This window comes from Phytobacter cepae (assembly GCF_054165735.1).
The window spans coordinates 3,399,095-3,416,122 of record NZ_CM135107.1 but is presented as its reverse complement, the minus strand read 5'-3'; the positions used below and the strand labels follow the sequence as shown (position 1 = coordinate 3,416,122).

Here is a 17,028-nt window from a genome sequence, read left to right as displayed (position 1 = left end):
ATGACCAAAGCAGTAATTGCAATACACGGTGGCGCCGGGGCCATTGCCCGCGCACAACTGAGCCCGGAGAAAGAAAGGCACTACATCGACGCCCTGTCGTCCATCGTTGAATGCGGTCAGCGCATGCTGGAGGCGGGAGAAAGCGCACGGGACGTGGTGACCGAGGCCGTGCGGCTGCTGGAGGAGTGCCCGCTGTTTAATGCAGGCATTGGCGCCGTCTTTACCCGCGACGAAACCCATGAACTCGACGCCTGTATTATGGATGGCGAAACCCTGCTGGCCGGCGCCGTGGCAGGCGTCAGCCGCGTGCGCAACCCTATTCTGGCCGCCCGCCTGGTGATGGAGCGCAGCCCCCACGTACTGCTTGTGGGTGAAGGCGCTGAGAAATTTGTTTTTGCCGAAGGCATGGCGCCGGTGTCGCCAGAGATTTTCTCGACGCAGGAACGTTATCAGCAACTGCTGGACGCCAGGGCGAGCGGTGAGATGTACCTCGACCATGGAAATGCGCCGCTGGACGAAAGCAAAAAGTTTGGCACCGTTGGCGCCGTCGCCCTTGATAAACAAGGCAACCTGGCGGCAGCGACTTCCACCGGCGGGATGACCAATAAGTTACCCGGCCGCGTCGGCGACAGCCCCTTGCCCGGCGCAGGTTGCTATGCCAATAACGCCAGCGTGGCCGTTTCCTGTACCGGCACGGGAGAGGTCTTTATACGTACGCTTGCCGCTTACGACATTGCGGCCCTGATGGACTATGGTGGGCTGAGCCTGCATGAAGCCTGCGAGGCGGTGGTGATGGAAAAACTTCCGGCACTGGGCGGCAGCGGTGGCCTGATTGCGGTTGACCGCGAAGGCAACGTGGCGCTGCCCTTTAACAGCGAAGGCATGTACCGGGCCTGGGGTTACGCAGGCGATGCGCCGAGCGTCGGGATTTATCGTGAATAAGGGGAGCACTATGTCGCAAGGATTCGAAGCTGACGGGCAGGATGTACTGGACGTCAGCAATCTGAATATTGCTTTTCACCATGAAAAGCAACGTACCCAGGCGGTGCGCGATCTCTCTTTTACCCTCAAGCGGGGCGAGACGCTGGCGATTGTGGGTGAGTCGGGTTCCGGCAAATCCGTTACCGCTATGTCGCTGCTCCGTCTGCTGGAGCAGTCCGGCGGCGACGTGCAGTGCGATCATATGCTGTTGACCCGGCGCAACGGCGAGCGGGTCGATCTCGCTACCCTGAGTCGCTCTCGCCTGCACAGGGTCCGTGGGGCCGATATCGCGATGATTTTCCAGGAGCCCATGACCTCCCTGAACCCGGTTTTCCCGGTAGGTGAGCAAATCGCTGAGTCGATACGTTTGCATCAGGGATTGAATAAAGAAGCGGCATTGGTAGAAGCCCGACGCATGCTTGACCTGGTCCGTATTCCCGAGTCGCAAGCTATCCTCTCCCGCTTTCCACACCAGCTTTCAGGCGGCATGCGCCAGCGTGTGATGATCGCGATGGCGCTCTCCTGTCGCCCGGCGGTGTTGATAGCCGACGAACCCACGACCGCGCTGGATGTTACCATCCAGGCACAAATTCTCCAGCTCATCAGCGTGCTGCAAAAAGAGATGGCGATGGGGGTGATTTTTATCACTCACGATATGGGGGTCGTGGCGGATATCGCCGATCGCGTGCTGGTGATGTATCAGGGCGAGGCGGTGGAAACCGGCACCGTAGAACAGATTTTCAAAGCGCCGCAGCATCCCTATACCCAGGCGTTGCTGGCGGCGGTTCCACGCCTGGGGGCGATGAACGGTAGCGATCTACCGCGTCGCTTTCCCCTGATGTCACCCCAGCAGCCTGCGGTGCAGGAGGAAGAGACAGAGCAGGACACGGTGGTGCCCGGTGAACCCATTTTACAGGTGCGGGATCTGGTGGCACGTTTCCCGATTCGCACGGGCATTCTTAACCGCGTGACCCGCGAAGTACATGCGGTGGAAGGGGTGAGCTTTGATTTGTGGCCAGGGGAGACCCTGTCGCTGGTGGGGGAGTCCGGCAGCGGCAAATCCACTACCGGGCGGGCGCTGCTGCGCCTGGTGGAGAGTCAGAGCGGGCAGATAACCTTCAAAGGCGAGCGTATTGATACGCTGCCAGCCAACAAATTGCAGCCGCTGCGCCGGGATATACAGTTTATTTTCCAGGATCCCTATGCGTCTCTCGATCCCCGCCAGACGGTAGGGTATTCGATCATGGAGCCGCTGCGGGTGCATGGGATCATGGGTGAAGAAGAGGCCCAGCGCCGCGTGCTGTGGCTGCTGGAGCGGGTCGGATTAAAACCGGAACATGCATGGCGCTATCCCCACGAGTTCTCCGGCGGGCAGCGCCAGCGCATTTGTATTGCCAGAGCGCTGGCACTCAATCCACGGGTGGTGGTGGCCGATGAGTCGGTCTCGGCGCTGGATGTCTCCATTCGCGCGCAGATAATCAACCTGCTTTTAGATCTGCAACGGGAGATGGGCATCGCCTTCTTGTTTATTTCCCATGATATGGCGGTGGTCGAACGCATCAGTCACCGGGTGGCGGTGATGTATCTCGGGCAGATTGTGGAAATTGGCCCTCGCCGTTCGGTGTTTGAGAACCCCCAGCACCCTTACACGCGAAAACTGATGGCCGCGGTGCCGGTGGCGGATCCGTCGCATCATCGTGCGCAGCGTGTCCTGCTGTCGGACGAACTGCCCAGCAATATTCATAAGCGCGGCGACACCGTCGAACGCGTGCAGTTACACCACGTTAGCCCCGGGCACGCAGTCGCACGCACGACACCCGGTAATACTCAATCCCGTTTTTGACAGTTCCAGGCAGGGACACTCAGGAGAGCAAGATGACGCAATTTGTATCACGTAAATGGCAGGTTGGGGTGGCGGTTGCCGCCGCACTCGCCGCTGCGCCGGCACTGGCTGCCAAAGATGTTGTGGTCGCCGTGGCCTCGAACTTCACCACCCTGGACCCGTACGACGCCAACGACACGCTGTCGCAGGCGGTGGCGAAGTCCTTCTATCAGGGGCTGTTTGGCCTTGATAAAGACATGAAGTTGCAGAATGTGCTGGCAGAAAGCTACACCGTTTCCGACGACGGTCTGGTCTACACCATCAAACTGCGTCAGGGAGTGAAGTTCCAGGATGGTACCGACTTTAATGCGGAGGCCGTTAAAGCCAACCTCGATCGTGCCAGCAACGCCGACAATAAACTCAAGCGCTATAACCTCTACAAAAACATTGCCAAAACCGACGCTGTCGACGCCACAACGGTGAAAGTCACCCTAAAAGAGCCGTTCTCGGCGTTTATTAATATTCTTGCCCATCCGGCGACCGCCATGATCTCGCCGAAAGCGCTGGCGCAATATGGCAAAGAGATTGGCTTCCATCCGGTGGGGACAGGGCCGTACAGCCTGGAAACCTGGAACCAGACCGATTTCGTCAAAGTAAAGAAGAACCCGGACTACTGGCAGAAAGGGTTGCCAAAACTGGACTCCATCACCTGGCGACCGGTGGTCGACAACAACACTCGTGCGGCCATGTTGCAAACGGGTGAAGCGCAGTTTGCCTTCCCGATCCCTTACGAGCAGGCAGCTTTACTGGAGAAAAACAGCAAACTTGAACTGGTGGCCAGCCCGTCCATCATGCAGCGCTACATCAGCCTGAACGTGACGCAAAAACCGTTTGATAACCCGAAGGTCCGTGAAGCGATCAACTACGCCATTAACCGCCAGGCGCTGGTGAAAGTGGCGTTCGCGGGTTATGCCACCCCGGCAACCGGCATTGTGCCGCCTACCCTGGCGTATGCCCAGAGCTATCCGGCCTGGAAATACGATCCCGCAAAAGCGCGCGAATTGCTGAAAGAAGCTGGTTTCCCGAACGGGTTCAGCACCACGCTGTGGTCTTCACATAACCACAGTACGGCGCAAAAGGTGCTGCAATTCACTCAGCAGCAGCTGGCACAGGTAGGTATCAAAGCGCAGTTGACGGCGATGGACGCAGGGCAACGTGCTGCCGAAGTGGAAGCCAAAGGGCAGAAAGAGAGCGGCGTGAGAATGTTCTACACCGGCTGGTCGGCATCGACCGGTGAAGCTGACTGGGCGCTGTCGCCGCTGTTCGCCTCACAGAACTGGCCGCCTACCTTGTTCAATACCGCCTTCTACAGCAATCCGCAGGTGGATAAAGATTTGGTGGATGCGCTAAAAACCACAAATAGCGAAGAAAAAGCCCGCCTGTACAAAGACGCTCAGGATACTATCTGGAAAGAGTCTCCGTGGGTGCCTTTGGTTGTCGAAAAACTGGTTTCTGCGCACAACAAGAACCTGACCGGGTTCTACATTATGCCGGATACCGGTTTTAGTTTTGACAACGCCGACCTGAAATAAAGAAACTCATGCCCGCCGCCAGCGTGGCGGTGGGGTGAGGGAAAAAAGACATGCTGAATTATGTTTTAAAACGCCTGCTGGGGCTTATCCCGACGCTACTGATTGTGGCGGTGCTGGTGTTTTTATTTGTCCATCTGTTACCCGGCGATCCGGCGCGGCTGATTGCCGGACCGGAGGCTGACCAGCAGGTGGTGAACCTGGTGCGTCAACAGCTGGGGCTGGATCAACCCCTGTATGTCCAATTCTGGCACTACATTACCCACGTTCTGCAAGGCGATTTTGGCACATCGATGGCGTCGCGCCGCCCGGTAGTTGATGAAATTGCCAGCCGTTTTTTCCCGACCTTCTGGCTCACTATCGCCAGTATGACCTGGGCGATGCTCTTCGGGCTGATTGCCGGTATTGCCGCCGCGGTATGGCGTAATCGCTGGCCAGACAGGCTGGGTATGGCGCTCGCCGTCACCGGGATCTCTTTTCCGGCCTTTGCGCTGGGCATGCTGCTGATGCAGGTCTTTTCCGTTGAACTGGGCTGGTTGCCTACGGTCGGCGCCGACACGTGGCAGCACTATATCTTGCCGTCGATGACCCTGGGCGCTGCCGTCGCAGCGGTGATGGCGCGATTTACCCGTGCTTCGTTTGTTGAGGTCCTCAATGAAGACTACATGCGCACCGCCCGTGCCAAAGGGGTAAGTGAACGCTGGGTCGTTCTGAAGCACGGTTTGCGTAATGCGCTCATTCCGGTCATTACCATGATGGGGCTGCAGTTTGGTTTCTTACTGGGCGGATCGATTGTGGTCGAGAAAGTGTTCAACTGGCCGGGGCTTGGGCGCCTGCTGGTGGATTCTGTTGAGATGCGCGATTATCCGGTGATTCAGGCGGAGGTGCTGCTCTTCTCGCTGGAATTTATTCTTATCAATTTAGTGGTGGATGTGCTGTATGCCGCCATTAACCCCGCTATCAGGTACAAGTAAGGATGCGACTGTTTAACTGGCGTCGACAGGCGATATTGAACGCTCTGCCCGGAGTAAAACCGGGACAGGTCAGAACACCCTGGCATGAATTCTGGCGACGCTTTCGTCGTCAGCCGGTGGCGATGACCGCCGGGCTTTTTGTTGTCATCTTAATCCTGCTGGCGGCCATCGCCCCCTGGATTGCCCCGTTTGATGCAGAAAACTATTTTGATTATGACCGCCTGAACGATGGGCCCTCACTCATACACTGGTTTGGCGTGGATTCGCTGGGGCGCGATATTCTGAGCCGGGTGCTATTAGGGGCGAGGATTTCACTGGCTGCGGGCGTGTTTGCCGTGCTGATTGGGGCGGCAATAGGGACGGTACTCGGCCTGTTGGCCGGCTATTACGAAGGCTGGTGGGATCGCATTATTATGCGTATCTGCGACGTCCTGTTTGCCTTCCCCGGCATTCTGCTGGCGATTGCCGTGGTCGCGGTGATGGGCAGCGGGATGACTAACGTTATCATCGCGGTGGCCGTTTTCTCGGTTCCCGCCTTTGCGCGTCTGGTGCGTGGCAATACGCTGGTGCTCAAGCAGCAAACCTTCATCGAGTCGGCCCGCAGCATCGGGGCCAGCGATATGACCATTTTGTTCAGCCATATCCTCCCCGGCACGGTCTCCTCCATCGTGGTTTACTTCACCATGCGTATTGGCACGTCGATCATTTCGGCGGCCAGTCTGTCATTTCTGGGTCTCGGCGCGCAACCGCCCACCCCTGAGTGGGGCGCGATGCTCAATGAAGCCCGTGCCGACATGGTGATTGCACCGCATGTGGCACTGTTCCCCTCTTTGGCGATTTTCCTCACCGTGCTGGCCTTTAACCTGTTGGGCGACGGCCTGCGCGATGCGCTGGATCCAAAAATCAAAGGGTAATTAACGCCTCGCTCAGGGCCTTGAGGAACACCGGCACAACCGGGTTCGGATTGGCCTTTGAGTAAACAAGGAAGTTATGTGCCTGAATGTTCACCCCTTCGATATTCATAAAGGTCACGTTCGGCATACCCAGCGTGCGGGAAGAGGCGGGCACGATGGCGCAACCTAAGCCCGCGTTCACCAGCCCGAGGATGGTATGGGTCTGGGCGAGCTGGTATTTGTAGTCTGGCGTAATGTCGTTAAAGACGAACAGGTCGGTGATACGGTCGTAAAAATGTCGCGCTTCGCCAGGGCTATAGAGGAAAAAGGGCTCATTGTTAAATGCGCTGAGGGGGATCTTTCGCTTACGCGCCAGCGGATGTTCAGAATGAAAAGCGCCAACAAAGGTTTCCCCTTGTAGCGGCTGGTACGCCAACAGCGGATTTGGTGGGACATGGCGCACAAAACCAATATCAAGACTGTTGTTTTCAATCGCGCTTATTTGTTTATGCGACACCAGTTCATGTAGCTGAAAGGTGACTCCGGGCAATTTTATCGCCAGTTCTTTTAATAGCTGGGGAATAAAATTCCACGAAAATACCGCCGTAAATCCCAATGAAAGCGATCCCGTTTCGCCGGAGGCGCATTGTTGCACCGACGATTCAAGGCGGTCCGCTAATTTAAGAATTAATCGTGCTTCCGTGAGCAGATGTTGCCCCATATGGGTCAACTGTACATGCCTGTTATTCCTGTCAAATAACGCGCCGCCCAGGCTCTTTTCAAGCAGTTGGATCTGGCGACTCAGGGGCGGCTGCGTCATATGCAAACGGGCAGCGGCGCGGCCAAAATTCAGCTCTTCAGCGACGGCGATAAAACACCGCAGTTGGTGCAAATCCATAATTCAATTCTTATATTAATGAATACCGGATTTATATTAGACATGAATTATTACGCTGTCCATCATCGAATTAACGACCCTCGACGGAACAGCAAAATGACAAATAAAACCGACCAACAAAAAACTCACATCTTATTAACGCAAGCGGTGCCAGACCCGATAGACGACATATTAATGCGCGATTATTACGTACATCGACTGTATCAAACCCGCGAGCCTCAGCAGATGTTAGCGGAGTGTGGCCAATTGATTGAAGGCGTGGTTACCGGGGGAGCGAAAGGCCTGTCCCGTGACATCATGGCCTGTCTGCCTGCGCTGAAAATCGTCGCCGTCAGCGGTATTGGCACCGATGCCGTTGACCTGGCCTACGCCGCCGAACACGGCATTTTTGTCACCACCACGCCGGGTGTATTGACCGATGACGTCGCGGATATGGCGCTGGGCCTGTTGATCTCCACCCTGCGCCAGATGAGCGAAGGCGAACAGGTGGTGCGCGCCGGGCGCTGGCCGCAAACCAACCTGCCACTGGCACGTAAAGTCACCGGCACCACCGTCGGCATTATCGGCATGGGGCGCGTCGGTCAGGCGATTGCGCAGCGCGTGGCGGCGTTCAACACCCGTATCCTTTACACCGATCTCGGTCCGATTGCCGGGCTGGATTATAGCTATGTGGTCGATCTTCACGCCCTGGCCCAGGAAGTGGATGTGCTGATCCTTGCCGCCTCTGCCGACAGCGGCAAGGTCATCATCAGCGAGTCGGTACTGGAGGCACTCGGGCCGCAGGGGTACTTCATTAACGTGGCGCGGGGCAAGCTGGTGGATGAAACCGCGCTGCTCAACGCGCTTAAGGACCAGCGTATTGCCGGAGCCGGTCTGGATGTGTTTGCCAACGAACCGCATGTGCCGGAGGGCTTTTTCACGCTCAACAACGTGACGCTGCAGCCCCATCGCGCCAGCGCCACCCTCCAGACACGACTGGAGATGGGCGCGATTGTGCTGGAAAACCTGGCAGCCTGTTTCAGCGGTCAGTTACCGCCACACCGGGCGTAAGCACCCTGGCGACGACCTCTGTCTCCCCTGAAAAATCACAGTGAGCAAATCATGAGCAAACCAATAGAAGCCTCTCTGGAACACGTTAAACGTGTCGGGCACCACCGCTACTGGGTACTGGGCCTGATTTTTATCATTACCGTCATTAACTACGCCGACCGTGCCACCATGTCGATTGCCGGGACCTCGGTGGTGAAAGAGCTGGGTCTCGACCCAATGATGTTGGGGATGATCTTCTCCGCCTTCGCCTGGGCCTACGCGCTGGGGCAAATCCCCGGCGGCTGGCTGCTGGACCGCTTCGGGGCAAAAAAAGTGTATGGCCTGAGTCTGGTGCTGTGGTCGGTGTTTACCATGCTGCAAGGCACCGTGGGGTGGATGGGGCTCACCGGCAGTCTGGCGGCGATGACGCTCTTTCTGATGCGCTTTATGCTTGGTCTGGTCGAGTCACCGGCCTTCCCGGCAAACTCACGCATTGTCTCCAGTTGGTTCCCGACCCGTGAACGTGGGCTGGCCTCAGCGCTGTTTAACTCCGGGCAATATATGGCGGTAGTGGTCTTCACACCGATGATGGCCTGGCTTACCCACGCCTGGGGCTGGGAGCACGTCTTCATCTGGATGGGCGGCTTAGGCCTGGTGCTGGCAGCGGTCTGGTTTGCCTGGTACAAAGAGCCACATAAAGACCCGCGTCTGACGGACGATGAAAAAACGCTGATGCGTGAGGGCGGGGCGCTGGTGGATCTGGACAGCGAGGGGGCGAAACGGGGCAAAAAAACGTTGTTGCGTGACACTAAGTGCCTGTTTACCAACCGTAATTTGTGGGCCATTTATCTCGGGCAGTACTGCATCACGGCGTTGACCTACTTCTTTATCACCTGGTTCCCCATCTACCTGATTCAGGGGCGGGGCATGACTATCATGCAGGCGGGATGGGTGGCGGCGCTACCGGCGATTTGTGGATTTACCGGCGGCTTACTGGGAGGCTACCTGTCTGACTTCCTGATTAGCCGTGGCGTTCATCCCTCCCGCGCCCGTAAAACGCCGTTTGTGCTCGGCATGGGACTGTCGACTATGCTGGTGTTTGCCAACGTTGTAGATACCAACAGCGCGGTGATTGCGCTGATGGCGCTGGCCTTTTTTGGCAAAGGCTTTGCCGCCGTCGGATGGGCGGTTCTCTCTGATGTGGCACCGAAAACCATGATTGGCCTGTGCGGCGGCGTGTTTAATGGGATTGGCAACATAGCCGGGATAGTCACACCGCTGGTGATTGGCTATGTGGTGGCGGTCACCGGTTCGTTTAATAACGCATTGTGGTTCGTGGCGGCGCACGGTGTGCTGGCGGTCATAAGCTATGTGTTGATAGCGACCCGGTTTGAACGTGTGGCAGAGTAAGAAAAAACGCCGCCTGGTGACAGGCGGCGGCAGGATTACACGCGGGTGCCCCACAGATCGTATTCATCGGCGTTTTCAACTTTCACGCGGATGATGTCGCCGGGCTTGACGTTGGTTTCGCCGTTCAGATAGACCGCACCGTCGATTTCAGGTGCATCCGCCATACTGCGACCAATGGCGCCTTCTTCGTCAACTTCATCGACGATCACCAGAATTTCGCGGCCCACTTTTTCCTGCAAGCGTTCAGCAGAGATCTGCTGTTGCAGCTGCATGAAACGGTTCCAGCGCGCTTCTTTCACCTCTTCCGGAACCTGATCGGCCAGTTCGTTGGCGGTCGCGCCATCCACCGGGCTGTATTTAAAGCAGCCAACACGGTCCAGACGGGCTTCGGTCAGGAAGTCGAGCAGCATCTGGAAGTCTTCTTCGGTTTCCCCTGGGAAGCCAACGATAAAGGTAGAACGCAGGGTCAGTTCCGGGCAGATTTCACGCCACTGTTTGATGCGTGCCAGCTGGCGATCGACAGAACCCGGGCGCTTCATCAGCTTGAGAATGCGCGGGCTGGCGTGTTGCAGCGGAATGTCCAGATACGGCAGGATTTTACCTTCCGCCATCAGCGGAATGACATCATCAACGTGCGGATAAGGGTAAACGTAGTGCAGGCGCGTCCAGATACCCAGTTTTGCCAGTTGCTCGCACAGGCCCACCATGCTGGTTTTTACCGGTTCGCCGTTGTGGAAGCCCATGCGGTGCTTCACGTCGACGCCGTAGGCTGAGGTATCCTGAGAGATGACCAGAATTTCTTTTACGCCGGCATCTTTCAGGCGTTTCGCTTCACCCAGCACGTCACCAATCGGGCGGCTCACCAGATCGCCGCGCATGGACGGGATGATGCAGAAGGTGCAACGGTGGTTACAGCCTTCGGAAATTTTCAGGTAGGCATAATGGCGCGGCGTCAACTTGACCCCTTGTTCCGGCACCAGGCTCAGGAAGGGGTTGTGCTGCGGTTTTGGCACATAATGGTGCACATGCTCAAGCACCTGCTCGTAGCTGTGCGGGCCGGTGATTTCCAGCACTTTCGGATGGACTTCACGAATCTGATCGACTTTCGCCCCGAGGCAGCCGGTTACGATCACTTTGCCGTTTTCATTCAGCGCTTCGCCAATGGCTTCCAGCGACTCCTGAACCGCGCTGTCGATAAAGCCGCAGGTGTTGACGATAACCATATCGGCGTCGTTATAGCTCGGCACGACGTCATACCCTTCCGTGCGCAGTTCCGTCAGGATGCGTTCAGAGTCGACGAGGTTTTTCGGGCAGCCGAGGGAGACAAAGCCGATTTTCGGCTGGTGCGTAACATTGCTCATAGTTCAAAAATTAATCAGTTATAGGATGCTCAGGGCACGGATTGTACAGTTATCAGCGGGAGATTTATAGCGGATTGTCGGCAGGCAGGATCAAAAACCCGGCGGCCTGACGGGCAAAGGCTGCCCTACAGAATGACAGCAAATCACCGCGTGTGGTCAAAATTCATCAACCGTGTCGCGTTCATTATTAATTACGTCGAATACTAACTCGCCATCTTTCACCGCAAAGGTGATAGAGGTGGCGTAACTATCCTCAATATTCATATCCTGGCACAGGTTAAAGATGAAATAGTGAATTTGATAATAAAGAACAAAGGTATTGTCGCGTAATGGTTCGACCCTGCTGATAACGAAGTCATTGGTCGACCGCGCATGTGGGCTAATAAAGCTTAAATCCGTGTTCAGAACGGGAATAAGGGCAGGGGCGTGTCGATGGCGTTGCAGATAATGTTGAAGCGCAAGGGCAGAGTCTGTTGGGCTTTCGGTAAGGGTAAGCGTCAGAGGAAAGGTATGCATAACGAGCCTGGTCATAATGGAGGTGAGGTAAACATACCATGTATAGTCAGGTTCTCCATCACGCGGCTGCGGGGTATTTGGGGGTACAAAACCCGCGTTTAAAAAATACCTCAAAAGGAGGTCGTTGCCGTTGAACAGGCAAAAAAAAGCCGCTCGGACGAACGGCGATATACAACACAGGGAATTCTTTAGAAACATAATGATTTACGGCAAAAATAATAGCGTGCTAATTAATGATTGTCACTCGCTATGTTAAGAAAAAGTGTTTCTAATGTTAAAATGTGATGAAGATCATCTTTGTCTAAAAATGCAGCGCTGGGGTTTTGTCCGGTTATGCAGGAAACGGGGCCGGGCGTACGTCCCTGCGCAGCGAATCACGGCACGCCATTATTCCCATATTGTAAGAACGCCGGGCGCTGGTTTAAGCGCGCGAACCAGGCTTCCAGTGCCGGGAACGTCGGGTGATCGAACGGCGTCATCTTCCAGCGGTTCACCGACAGCCCCAGCACTACGTCCGCAAGCGTGAAATGGGCACCCACCACCCAGGCCTGGGTTTTTTCCAGTTGCTGATTCACTATCCCGATGCAGTGATTCCACTCTTTAATGCCGGCATCAATCGCCTGCCGATCGTTATAGGCCGGATTGTTACGCACCAGAGCAGGGAAGACATAGCGCCAGGCGTTGTTAAATTCGGTTGCCTGCCAGTCCATCCAGTGCTCCACGTTGGCGCAGGCCTGCGCATCGACGGGGAGCAGGTCGCTGCGGCTCGCTTTACGCGCCAGATAACGGCAGATGGAATTGGATTCCCAGAGCACAAAATCGTCGTCAATCAGTACTGGCACCATTTCATTGGGGTTCATGGCCCGAAAGGCCTCGGTTTGCGTGGAGGCAAACCCGCTGCCGTAATCTTCCTGCTGATAATCAAGGCCTGCTTCCTCGCAGGTCCACAAGACTTTTCGCACGTTAATGGACGAGGTTTTCCCCAGAATTCTTATCATGATCGCAGGTCGCTCTTTGCAGGATTAATCGTTTAAAAACAATACATCAATCGCACTGCGTCTTGCTACCTCCAGCCAGGCACCAGCATGGTGCACTGCCTGATGCTGGCTCACCAAAATAGTGAGTATCCGCAGAGGCATCATAGTAATTCACTGAATTTTAATAAAATTATAACCTGGCACACCGCTTGCAGTAGCAAGAGAGCAGTGCAACACACAATTTGCAAATAGCTGGCTAGGGTTCCGGTTCGCGTGAGCGGATGACTGGTCCAAGAGCTGGCGACCTCTGAGAGGTTACACGGCGGGACAAAAACCCGGGAGACAGCAGCACCAATGGGTGTCGCGCTGCCCCTTTTTGTACCAACCAGAGGTCCATGATGAAGAAAACGCCATTATTCCGCTCCCTCGTGCTGTCGCTGGTCATGCTGACCACTCTCCCTGCCTTTGCTGCGGTAAAGAAAGAATTTAACGTCTGCTGGACTATTTATGCGGGCTGGATGCCATGGGGCGCCATCAGTAACAGCAAAATCATTGATAAATGGGCCGATAAATACGGCATCAAGATCAATGTTGTTCAGCTCAATGACTACATCGAATCCATTAACCAGTACACCGCCGGTCAGTTTGATGGCTGCACCATGACCAATATGGACGCGCTGACCATTCCGGCGGCAGGCGGCGTGGACACCACCGCGCTGATTCTCGGTAGCTACTCCGAAGGCAACGACGGCGTGGTGATGAAAGGTGTGGGCAAAACCCTCAAGGATTTAAAAGGGCAGCAAATCTACCTGCCTGAGCTCTCCGTCTCCCACTATCTGCTGGTGCGCGGCCTCGAAAAAGCCGGGCTGGCAGAGAAAGATGTCACCGTGGTGAACACGTCGGATGCCGACATCGTCTCCGCGTTTGCCACGCCGAAAGTGCAGGCTGCCGTGGCCTGGAATCCGCAGCTTTCGGTCATTAAAGGGACGCCAGATACCACTGAAGTCTTTAGCTCTTCTCAGGTACCCGGTGAACTCATCGACATGATGGTAGTGAATACCGAGACCCTGAAAGACAACCCGGCGCTGGGCAAAGCTCTGACCGGCGCGTGGTACGAAATGATGGCGAAAATGAAGGCGCAGGATAAGGCGGTGCTGAGTGAAATGGCAGCCGCGTCGGGCACCGACCTGGCGGGCTATCAGGCACAGCTTAAGACCACGCATCTCTTTTACACCCCGACTGACAATCTGGCCTTTGCCGCCTCAGCTGATTTGCCGAAGACCATGCAGCGCGTGGCGCAGTTCTCCTTTGATAAGGGGCTGCTCGGTGACGGCGCACAAAGTGCCGATTTCATCGGCATGGCTTTCCCGGGTAACGCAGCCCTCGGCGATGCAGGGAACGTCAAACTGCGCTTTGACGACAGCTTCGTGAAAATGGCCGCCGACGGCAAGCTTTGACTGATTGACTGACGGGAAACGACGCCATGCGACACATTAATCGCCATCCGACCCGGGGCATGCGCTTTACGCTCGTCCTGTTGCCCTTCGTCATTTTGCTGGCGGCCTACTTTCTGGGATCGGCAGTACGCCTTGAGGCTAACCCGCAGGACAAGCTCCTGCCGGGAATGCAGCAAATGCTCGACGCCCTCTCACGCATGGCCTTTAGCCCGGATAAACGCAGCGGCGATTATCTCTTCTGGATGGACACCCTGGTGAGTCTGGTCCGCCTGCTGACCGGGCTTGCCATCGCCTCGCTGGTGGGATTATGCATCGGCATCACCGCCGGGGTCTTCCCGATGTGGCGCGCCTCACTGTCGCCGCTGATGACGGTGCTGTCGATGATCCCGCCGTTGGCGATTTTGCCGGTGCTGTTTATTGTTTTCGGGCTCGATGAGCTCTCGAAAGTGATGCTGATTGTGATTGGCATTACGCCGATGCTGGCCCGGGATCTCGAACACCGCGCGCGAGAAATTCCCCCTGAAATCCTGATCAAGGCGCAGACGCTGGGGGCCTCCAGCTGGACGCTGGTCCTGCGCGTGGTGTTGCCACAACTGCTGTCGCGCCTGCTGACCTCGCTGCGTCTGCTGCTCGGTTCTGCGTGGCTGTTTCTCATCTCAGCAGAGGCGATCTCGTCCACGGCAGGTCTGGGTTATCGCATTTTCCTGGTGCGCCGCTATATGGCGATGGACGTCATCATCCCCTACGTGGTGTGGATTACATTACTGGCGTGGCTGATGGATTTAGGCCTGCGTCAGCTTCATAAAACCTGTTTTCCCTGGGCGGAAGGAGGGAAGGCATGAGCTTTATCGACATCAACAATGTCTGGCAGGAGTACGGATCGCACGTGGTGCTGGAGCGGCTCAATCTGCAGGTGAATGCAGGGGAATTTTGCTCAATGGTCGGGGCGTCCGGCTGCGGTAAATCCACCTTCCTGCGTTTGCTACTGGGGCAGGAAGCGCCGAGCCGCGGCACGCTGTTGCTTGATGGTAAAACGCTACCGGCTGAGCCTGACAGCAGTCGTGGGGTGGTGTTTCAGCGCTATTCGGTCTTTCCGCACTTACGCGTGCTGGATAACGTCGCGATCGGCCTTGAGTTTCCGCAGGCCCGTCTTCTTGGTCGCCTGTTTGGTGCGCGTAAACGTGAAGCGCGGGAGCGGGCGGTGTGGATGCTGGAGAAAGTCGGTCTCGGGCAGGCGTTGGACAAATACCCGGCGCAGCTCTCCGGAGGCATGCAGCAGCGCCTCGCCATCGCCCAGGCATTCATTATGCAGCCGCGTGTGCTGTTGCTGGATGAGCCCTTTGGCGCGCTGGACCCCGGCATTCGCAAAGACATGCATGCGCTACTGCTCCAGCTGTGGAGCGAAACCCGCATGACGGTCTTTATGGTCACGCACGATCTGTCCGAAGGTTTTAACCTCGGCACCCGCCTGCTGGTGTTCGACAAAGTGCGCATCGACCCGCACGAACCCAATGCTTATGGGGCGCGCATTACTTATGACATTCCGCTTAACGAAGCGCGACTGGCCGAAATGACCGGCACCGCGCCTGAAAACGTCTATGCGTTAAGGAGTTAACAAGATGACTTCATTAGAAAAATCGACCGCTATTCTGCGAGAAGAGACGCTGCCCGGCGGCGGCACGCTCTCCTTCATCCTCAAGCGTGGGCAAATTCTGCGCATGACCGACATTGAAGGCGGGGCCAACGTCAGCCTGATGATGCTCAACCCGCATGAGAAGAGTGAACGTCTGAACCTGCCGGACACCCTGAAAGGCCAGCATACCGCACGCCTGACCGCCGGCCACTGTTTCTACTCCGATATGGGACGCGTGCTGGCAGGCATTACTGCCGACACCTGCGGCTGGCATGACCCGTTTGGCGGCGTGCTCAATGCTGCCGAAGTCAGTGAGAAATATGGCGACGGGCGCTATCAGAGCCTGCGTAACGGTTTTTACCGCAACGGTGCGGACAACCTGCTGGTGGAGATGGGGAAATGGGATCTGAGCCTTGAAGACCTGCTGATGGTGGTGAATTTCTTCAGCAAAGTGACGGTCGCCGAAGACGGCGCGTTCACCTTCCACCACGGTTTCTCGCAGCCGGGCAGCCACGTGGAGCTGTATGCGCCAATGGATGTGCTGCTGGTGATGACCGCGCTGCAACACCCGATGGATCCGGCAAGCGAGTACGCGCCGCGCCCGGTACAGCTGGCCTGGCGTCAGGCAGGTGATGAACATGCCGCCATCGATACGCTGCTCAGCCGCCCGGAAAACGAACGCGCATTCGCTAACACCCGCTTATTTGCCCTGTAAGGAGCCGCATGATGAATGTCACCAGCCAGATACATCCCGACCAGGCCGTCTTTCGCCATGTGATCCCGGCGGGCGAACCCTACCTGTTTGAAGTGAAAAAAGGCCAGACCGTGCGGTTGCTGGACCTGGAGGGCAACCAGGCCGTAGATACCCTGTTTTATAACGCTGACCAGTCACGTGAGCGCTACGATCCGCAACGCACCTTACGCCGCCAGGGCAACGCCTACCTCACCACCGGCAGCGTGCTGTACTCCAACCTCGGTAATCCGCTACTGACCATTGTGGCCGACACCTGTGGCCGTCACGACACCCTCGGCGGTGCCTGTGCTCAGGAGAGCAATACGGTGCGTTATGCGCTGGACAAACGTCAGATGCACAGCTGCCGCGACAACTTCCTCTGCGCCTGTCTGCACGATGGCCGCCTGCACAAACGGGACATCGGCGCCAACATCAATTTCTTTATGAACGTTCCGGTGACGCCAGAAGGCGGGCTGACCTTTGAGGATGGCATCTCGGCCCCCGGCAAATATGTGGAGCTGCGTGCCGAATGTAACGTCATTGTGCTGATTTCCAACTGCCCGCAGCTCAACAACCCCTGCAATGGCTGGAACCCGACGCCTGCGGAGGTGCTGGTATGGAATTGACACGCTGGGCGCGCCTGCGCAGCCTGATTTACCACCTGTTTGCCGTCCGTGCCGCACGTCTGCCCCTGAATCAGACCCCCAACACGACGCCACGCCCGTAAGGGATATCGCCCCTTATGGACGACCATA

Annotated in this window: 16 protein-coding genes and 1 riboswitch; of the genes, 12 read left to right on the top strand and 4 right to left on the bottom strand. The window is 56.7% G+C overall.

Annotated features, from left to right (window positions below; genetic code table 11):
- Genes iaaA through gsiD form a run of 5 tightly spaced genes read left to right on the top strand, consistent with a single transcriptional unit; the run spans position 1 to position 6,280 of the window.
- Complete coding sequence (iaaA, locus tag ACUY4Q_RS16050; RefSeq protein ID WP_458043728.1) at positions 1-942, top strand: beta-aspartyl-peptidase; 942 nt, start codon at positions 1-3, stop codon at positions 940-942.
- A gap of 10 nt (positions 943-952) precedes the next feature.
- Positions 953-2,824 carry a glutathione ABC transporter ATP-binding protein GsiA gene (gene gsiA, locus ACUY4Q_RS16045; protein WP_458043727.1) on the top strand — a complete coding sequence of 624 codons (1,872 nt, stop codon included), beginning with the start codon at positions 953-955 and terminating at the stop codon, positions 2,822-2,824.
- A 32-nt stretch (positions 2,825-2,856) separates the two neighbouring features.
- Positions 2,857-4,395 (top strand): glutathione ABC transporter substrate-binding protein GsiB, encoded by a 1,539-nt coding sequence (gsiB, locus tag ACUY4Q_RS16040; protein ID WP_458043726.1) that lies wholly within the window; start codon positions 2,857-2,859, stop codon positions 4,393-4,395.
- Positions 4,396-4,445: 50 nt separating this feature from the next.
- Positions 4,446-5,366, top strand: a complete 921-nt coding sequence (gene gsiC, locus ACUY4Q_RS16035; protein WP_458043725.1) for a glutathione ABC transporter permease GsiC — start codon at positions 4,446-4,448, stop codon at positions 5,364-5,366.
- Between the two features lie 2 nt (positions 5,367-5,368).
- Positions 5,369-6,280, top strand: coding sequence for a glutathione ABC transporter permease GsiD (gene gsiD, locus ACUY4Q_RS16030; protein WP_458043724.1), 912 nt, complete (start codon positions 5,369-5,371; stop codon positions 6,278-6,280).
- On the opposite strand, the gene ACUY4Q_RS16025 is transcribed toward gsiD, so the two are convergent.
- Positions 6,270-7,157, bottom strand: coding sequence for a LysR family transcriptional regulator (locus ACUY4Q_RS16025; protein WP_458043723.1), 888 nt, complete (start codon positions 7,155-7,157; stop codon positions 6,270-6,272). The genes gsiD and ACUY4Q_RS16025 overlap by 11 nt on opposite strands.
- 96 nt (positions 7,158-7,253) lie before the next feature.
- Between ACUY4Q_RS16025 and ACUY4Q_RS16020 the strand changes: the two genes are divergently transcribed.
- Together ACUY4Q_RS16020 and ACUY4Q_RS16015 are read left to right on the top strand one after the other, a co-directional pair.
- Positions 7,254-8,207 carry a 2-hydroxyacid dehydrogenase gene (locus tag ACUY4Q_RS16020; protein WP_458043722.1) on the top strand — a complete coding sequence of 318 codons (954 nt, stop codon included), beginning with the start codon at positions 7,254-7,256 and terminating at the stop codon, positions 8,205-8,207.
- A 51-nt stretch (positions 8,208-8,258) separates the two neighbouring features.
- Positions 8,259-9,596, top strand: coding sequence for an MFS transporter (locus ACUY4Q_RS16015; RefSeq protein WP_458043721.1), 1,338 nt, complete (start codon positions 8,259-8,261; stop codon positions 9,594-9,596).
- A 35-nt stretch (positions 9,597-9,631) separates the two neighbouring features.
- On the opposite strand, the gene rimO is transcribed toward ACUY4Q_RS16015, so the two are convergent.
- The 3 genes from rimO to ACUY4Q_RS16000 all read right to left on the bottom strand — a co-directional run bounded on the left by rimO (position 9,632) and on the right by ACUY4Q_RS16000 (position 12,471).
- The gene (gene rimO / locus ACUY4Q_RS16010; protein WP_458043720.1) at positions 9,632-10,957 is read right to left on the bottom strand and encodes a 30S ribosomal protein S12 methylthiotransferase RimO; all 1,326 of its coding nucleotides are present in this window, start codon (positions 10,955-10,957) and stop codon (positions 9,632-9,634) included.
- 156 nt (positions 10,958-11,113) lie between these two features.
- A complete protein-coding gene (locus ACUY4Q_RS16005) occupies positions 11,114-11,473 on the bottom strand; it encodes a hypothetical protein (protein WP_458043719.1) in 360 nt (119 codons plus the stop codon).
- Between the two features lie 374 nt (positions 11,474-11,847).
- Complete coding sequence (locus ACUY4Q_RS16000) at positions 11,848-12,471, bottom strand: glutathione S-transferase family protein (protein WP_458043718.1); 624 nt, start codon at positions 12,469-12,471, stop codon at positions 11,848-11,850.
- Between the two features lie 224 nt (positions 12,472-12,695).
- A riboswitch (guanidine-I (ykkC/yxkD leader) is annotated at positions 12,696-12,794 on the top strand.
- A gap of 54 nt (positions 12,795-12,848) precedes the next feature.
- On the opposite strand from ACUY4Q_RS16000, the gene ACUY4Q_RS15995 reads away from it, so the two are divergent.
- Genes ACUY4Q_RS15995 through ACUY4Q_RS15975 form a run of 5 tightly spaced genes read left to right on the top strand, consistent with a single transcriptional unit; the run spans position 12,849 to position 16,899 of the window.
- On the top strand, positions 12,849-13,907 hold the full coding sequence (locus ACUY4Q_RS15995; protein WP_458047363.1) for a putative urea ABC transporter substrate-binding protein: 1,059 nt from the start codon (positions 12,849-12,851) through the stop codon (positions 13,905-13,907).
- 26 nt (positions 13,908-13,933) lie between these two features.
- The gene (locus tag ACUY4Q_RS15990; protein WP_458043717.1) at positions 13,934-14,749 is read left to right on the top strand and encodes an ABC transporter permease; all 816 of its coding nucleotides are present in this window, start codon (positions 13,934-13,936) and stop codon (positions 14,747-14,749) included.
- Positions 14,746-15,522, top strand: coding sequence for an ABC transporter ATP-binding protein (locus ACUY4Q_RS15985; RefSeq protein WP_458043716.1), 777 nt, complete (start codon positions 14,746-14,748; stop codon positions 15,520-15,522). Before ACUY4Q_RS15990 ends, ACUY4Q_RS15985 begins: the two co-directional genes overlap by 4 nt.
- A 4-nt stretch (positions 15,523-15,526) precedes the next feature.
- Entirely contained in the window at positions 15,527-16,255 is a 729-nt protein-coding gene (locus ACUY4Q_RS15980) for an urea amidolyase associated protein UAAP1 (RefSeq protein ID WP_458043715.1), read from the top strand.
- An 11-nt stretch (positions 16,256-16,266) separates the two neighbouring features.
- Positions 16,267-16,899, top strand: a complete 633-nt coding sequence (locus ACUY4Q_RS15975) for an urea amidolyase associated protein UAAP2 (RefSeq protein ID WP_458047362.1) — start codon at positions 16,267-16,269, stop codon at positions 16,897-16,899.
- Positions 16,900-17,028 lie beyond the last annotated feature (129 nt).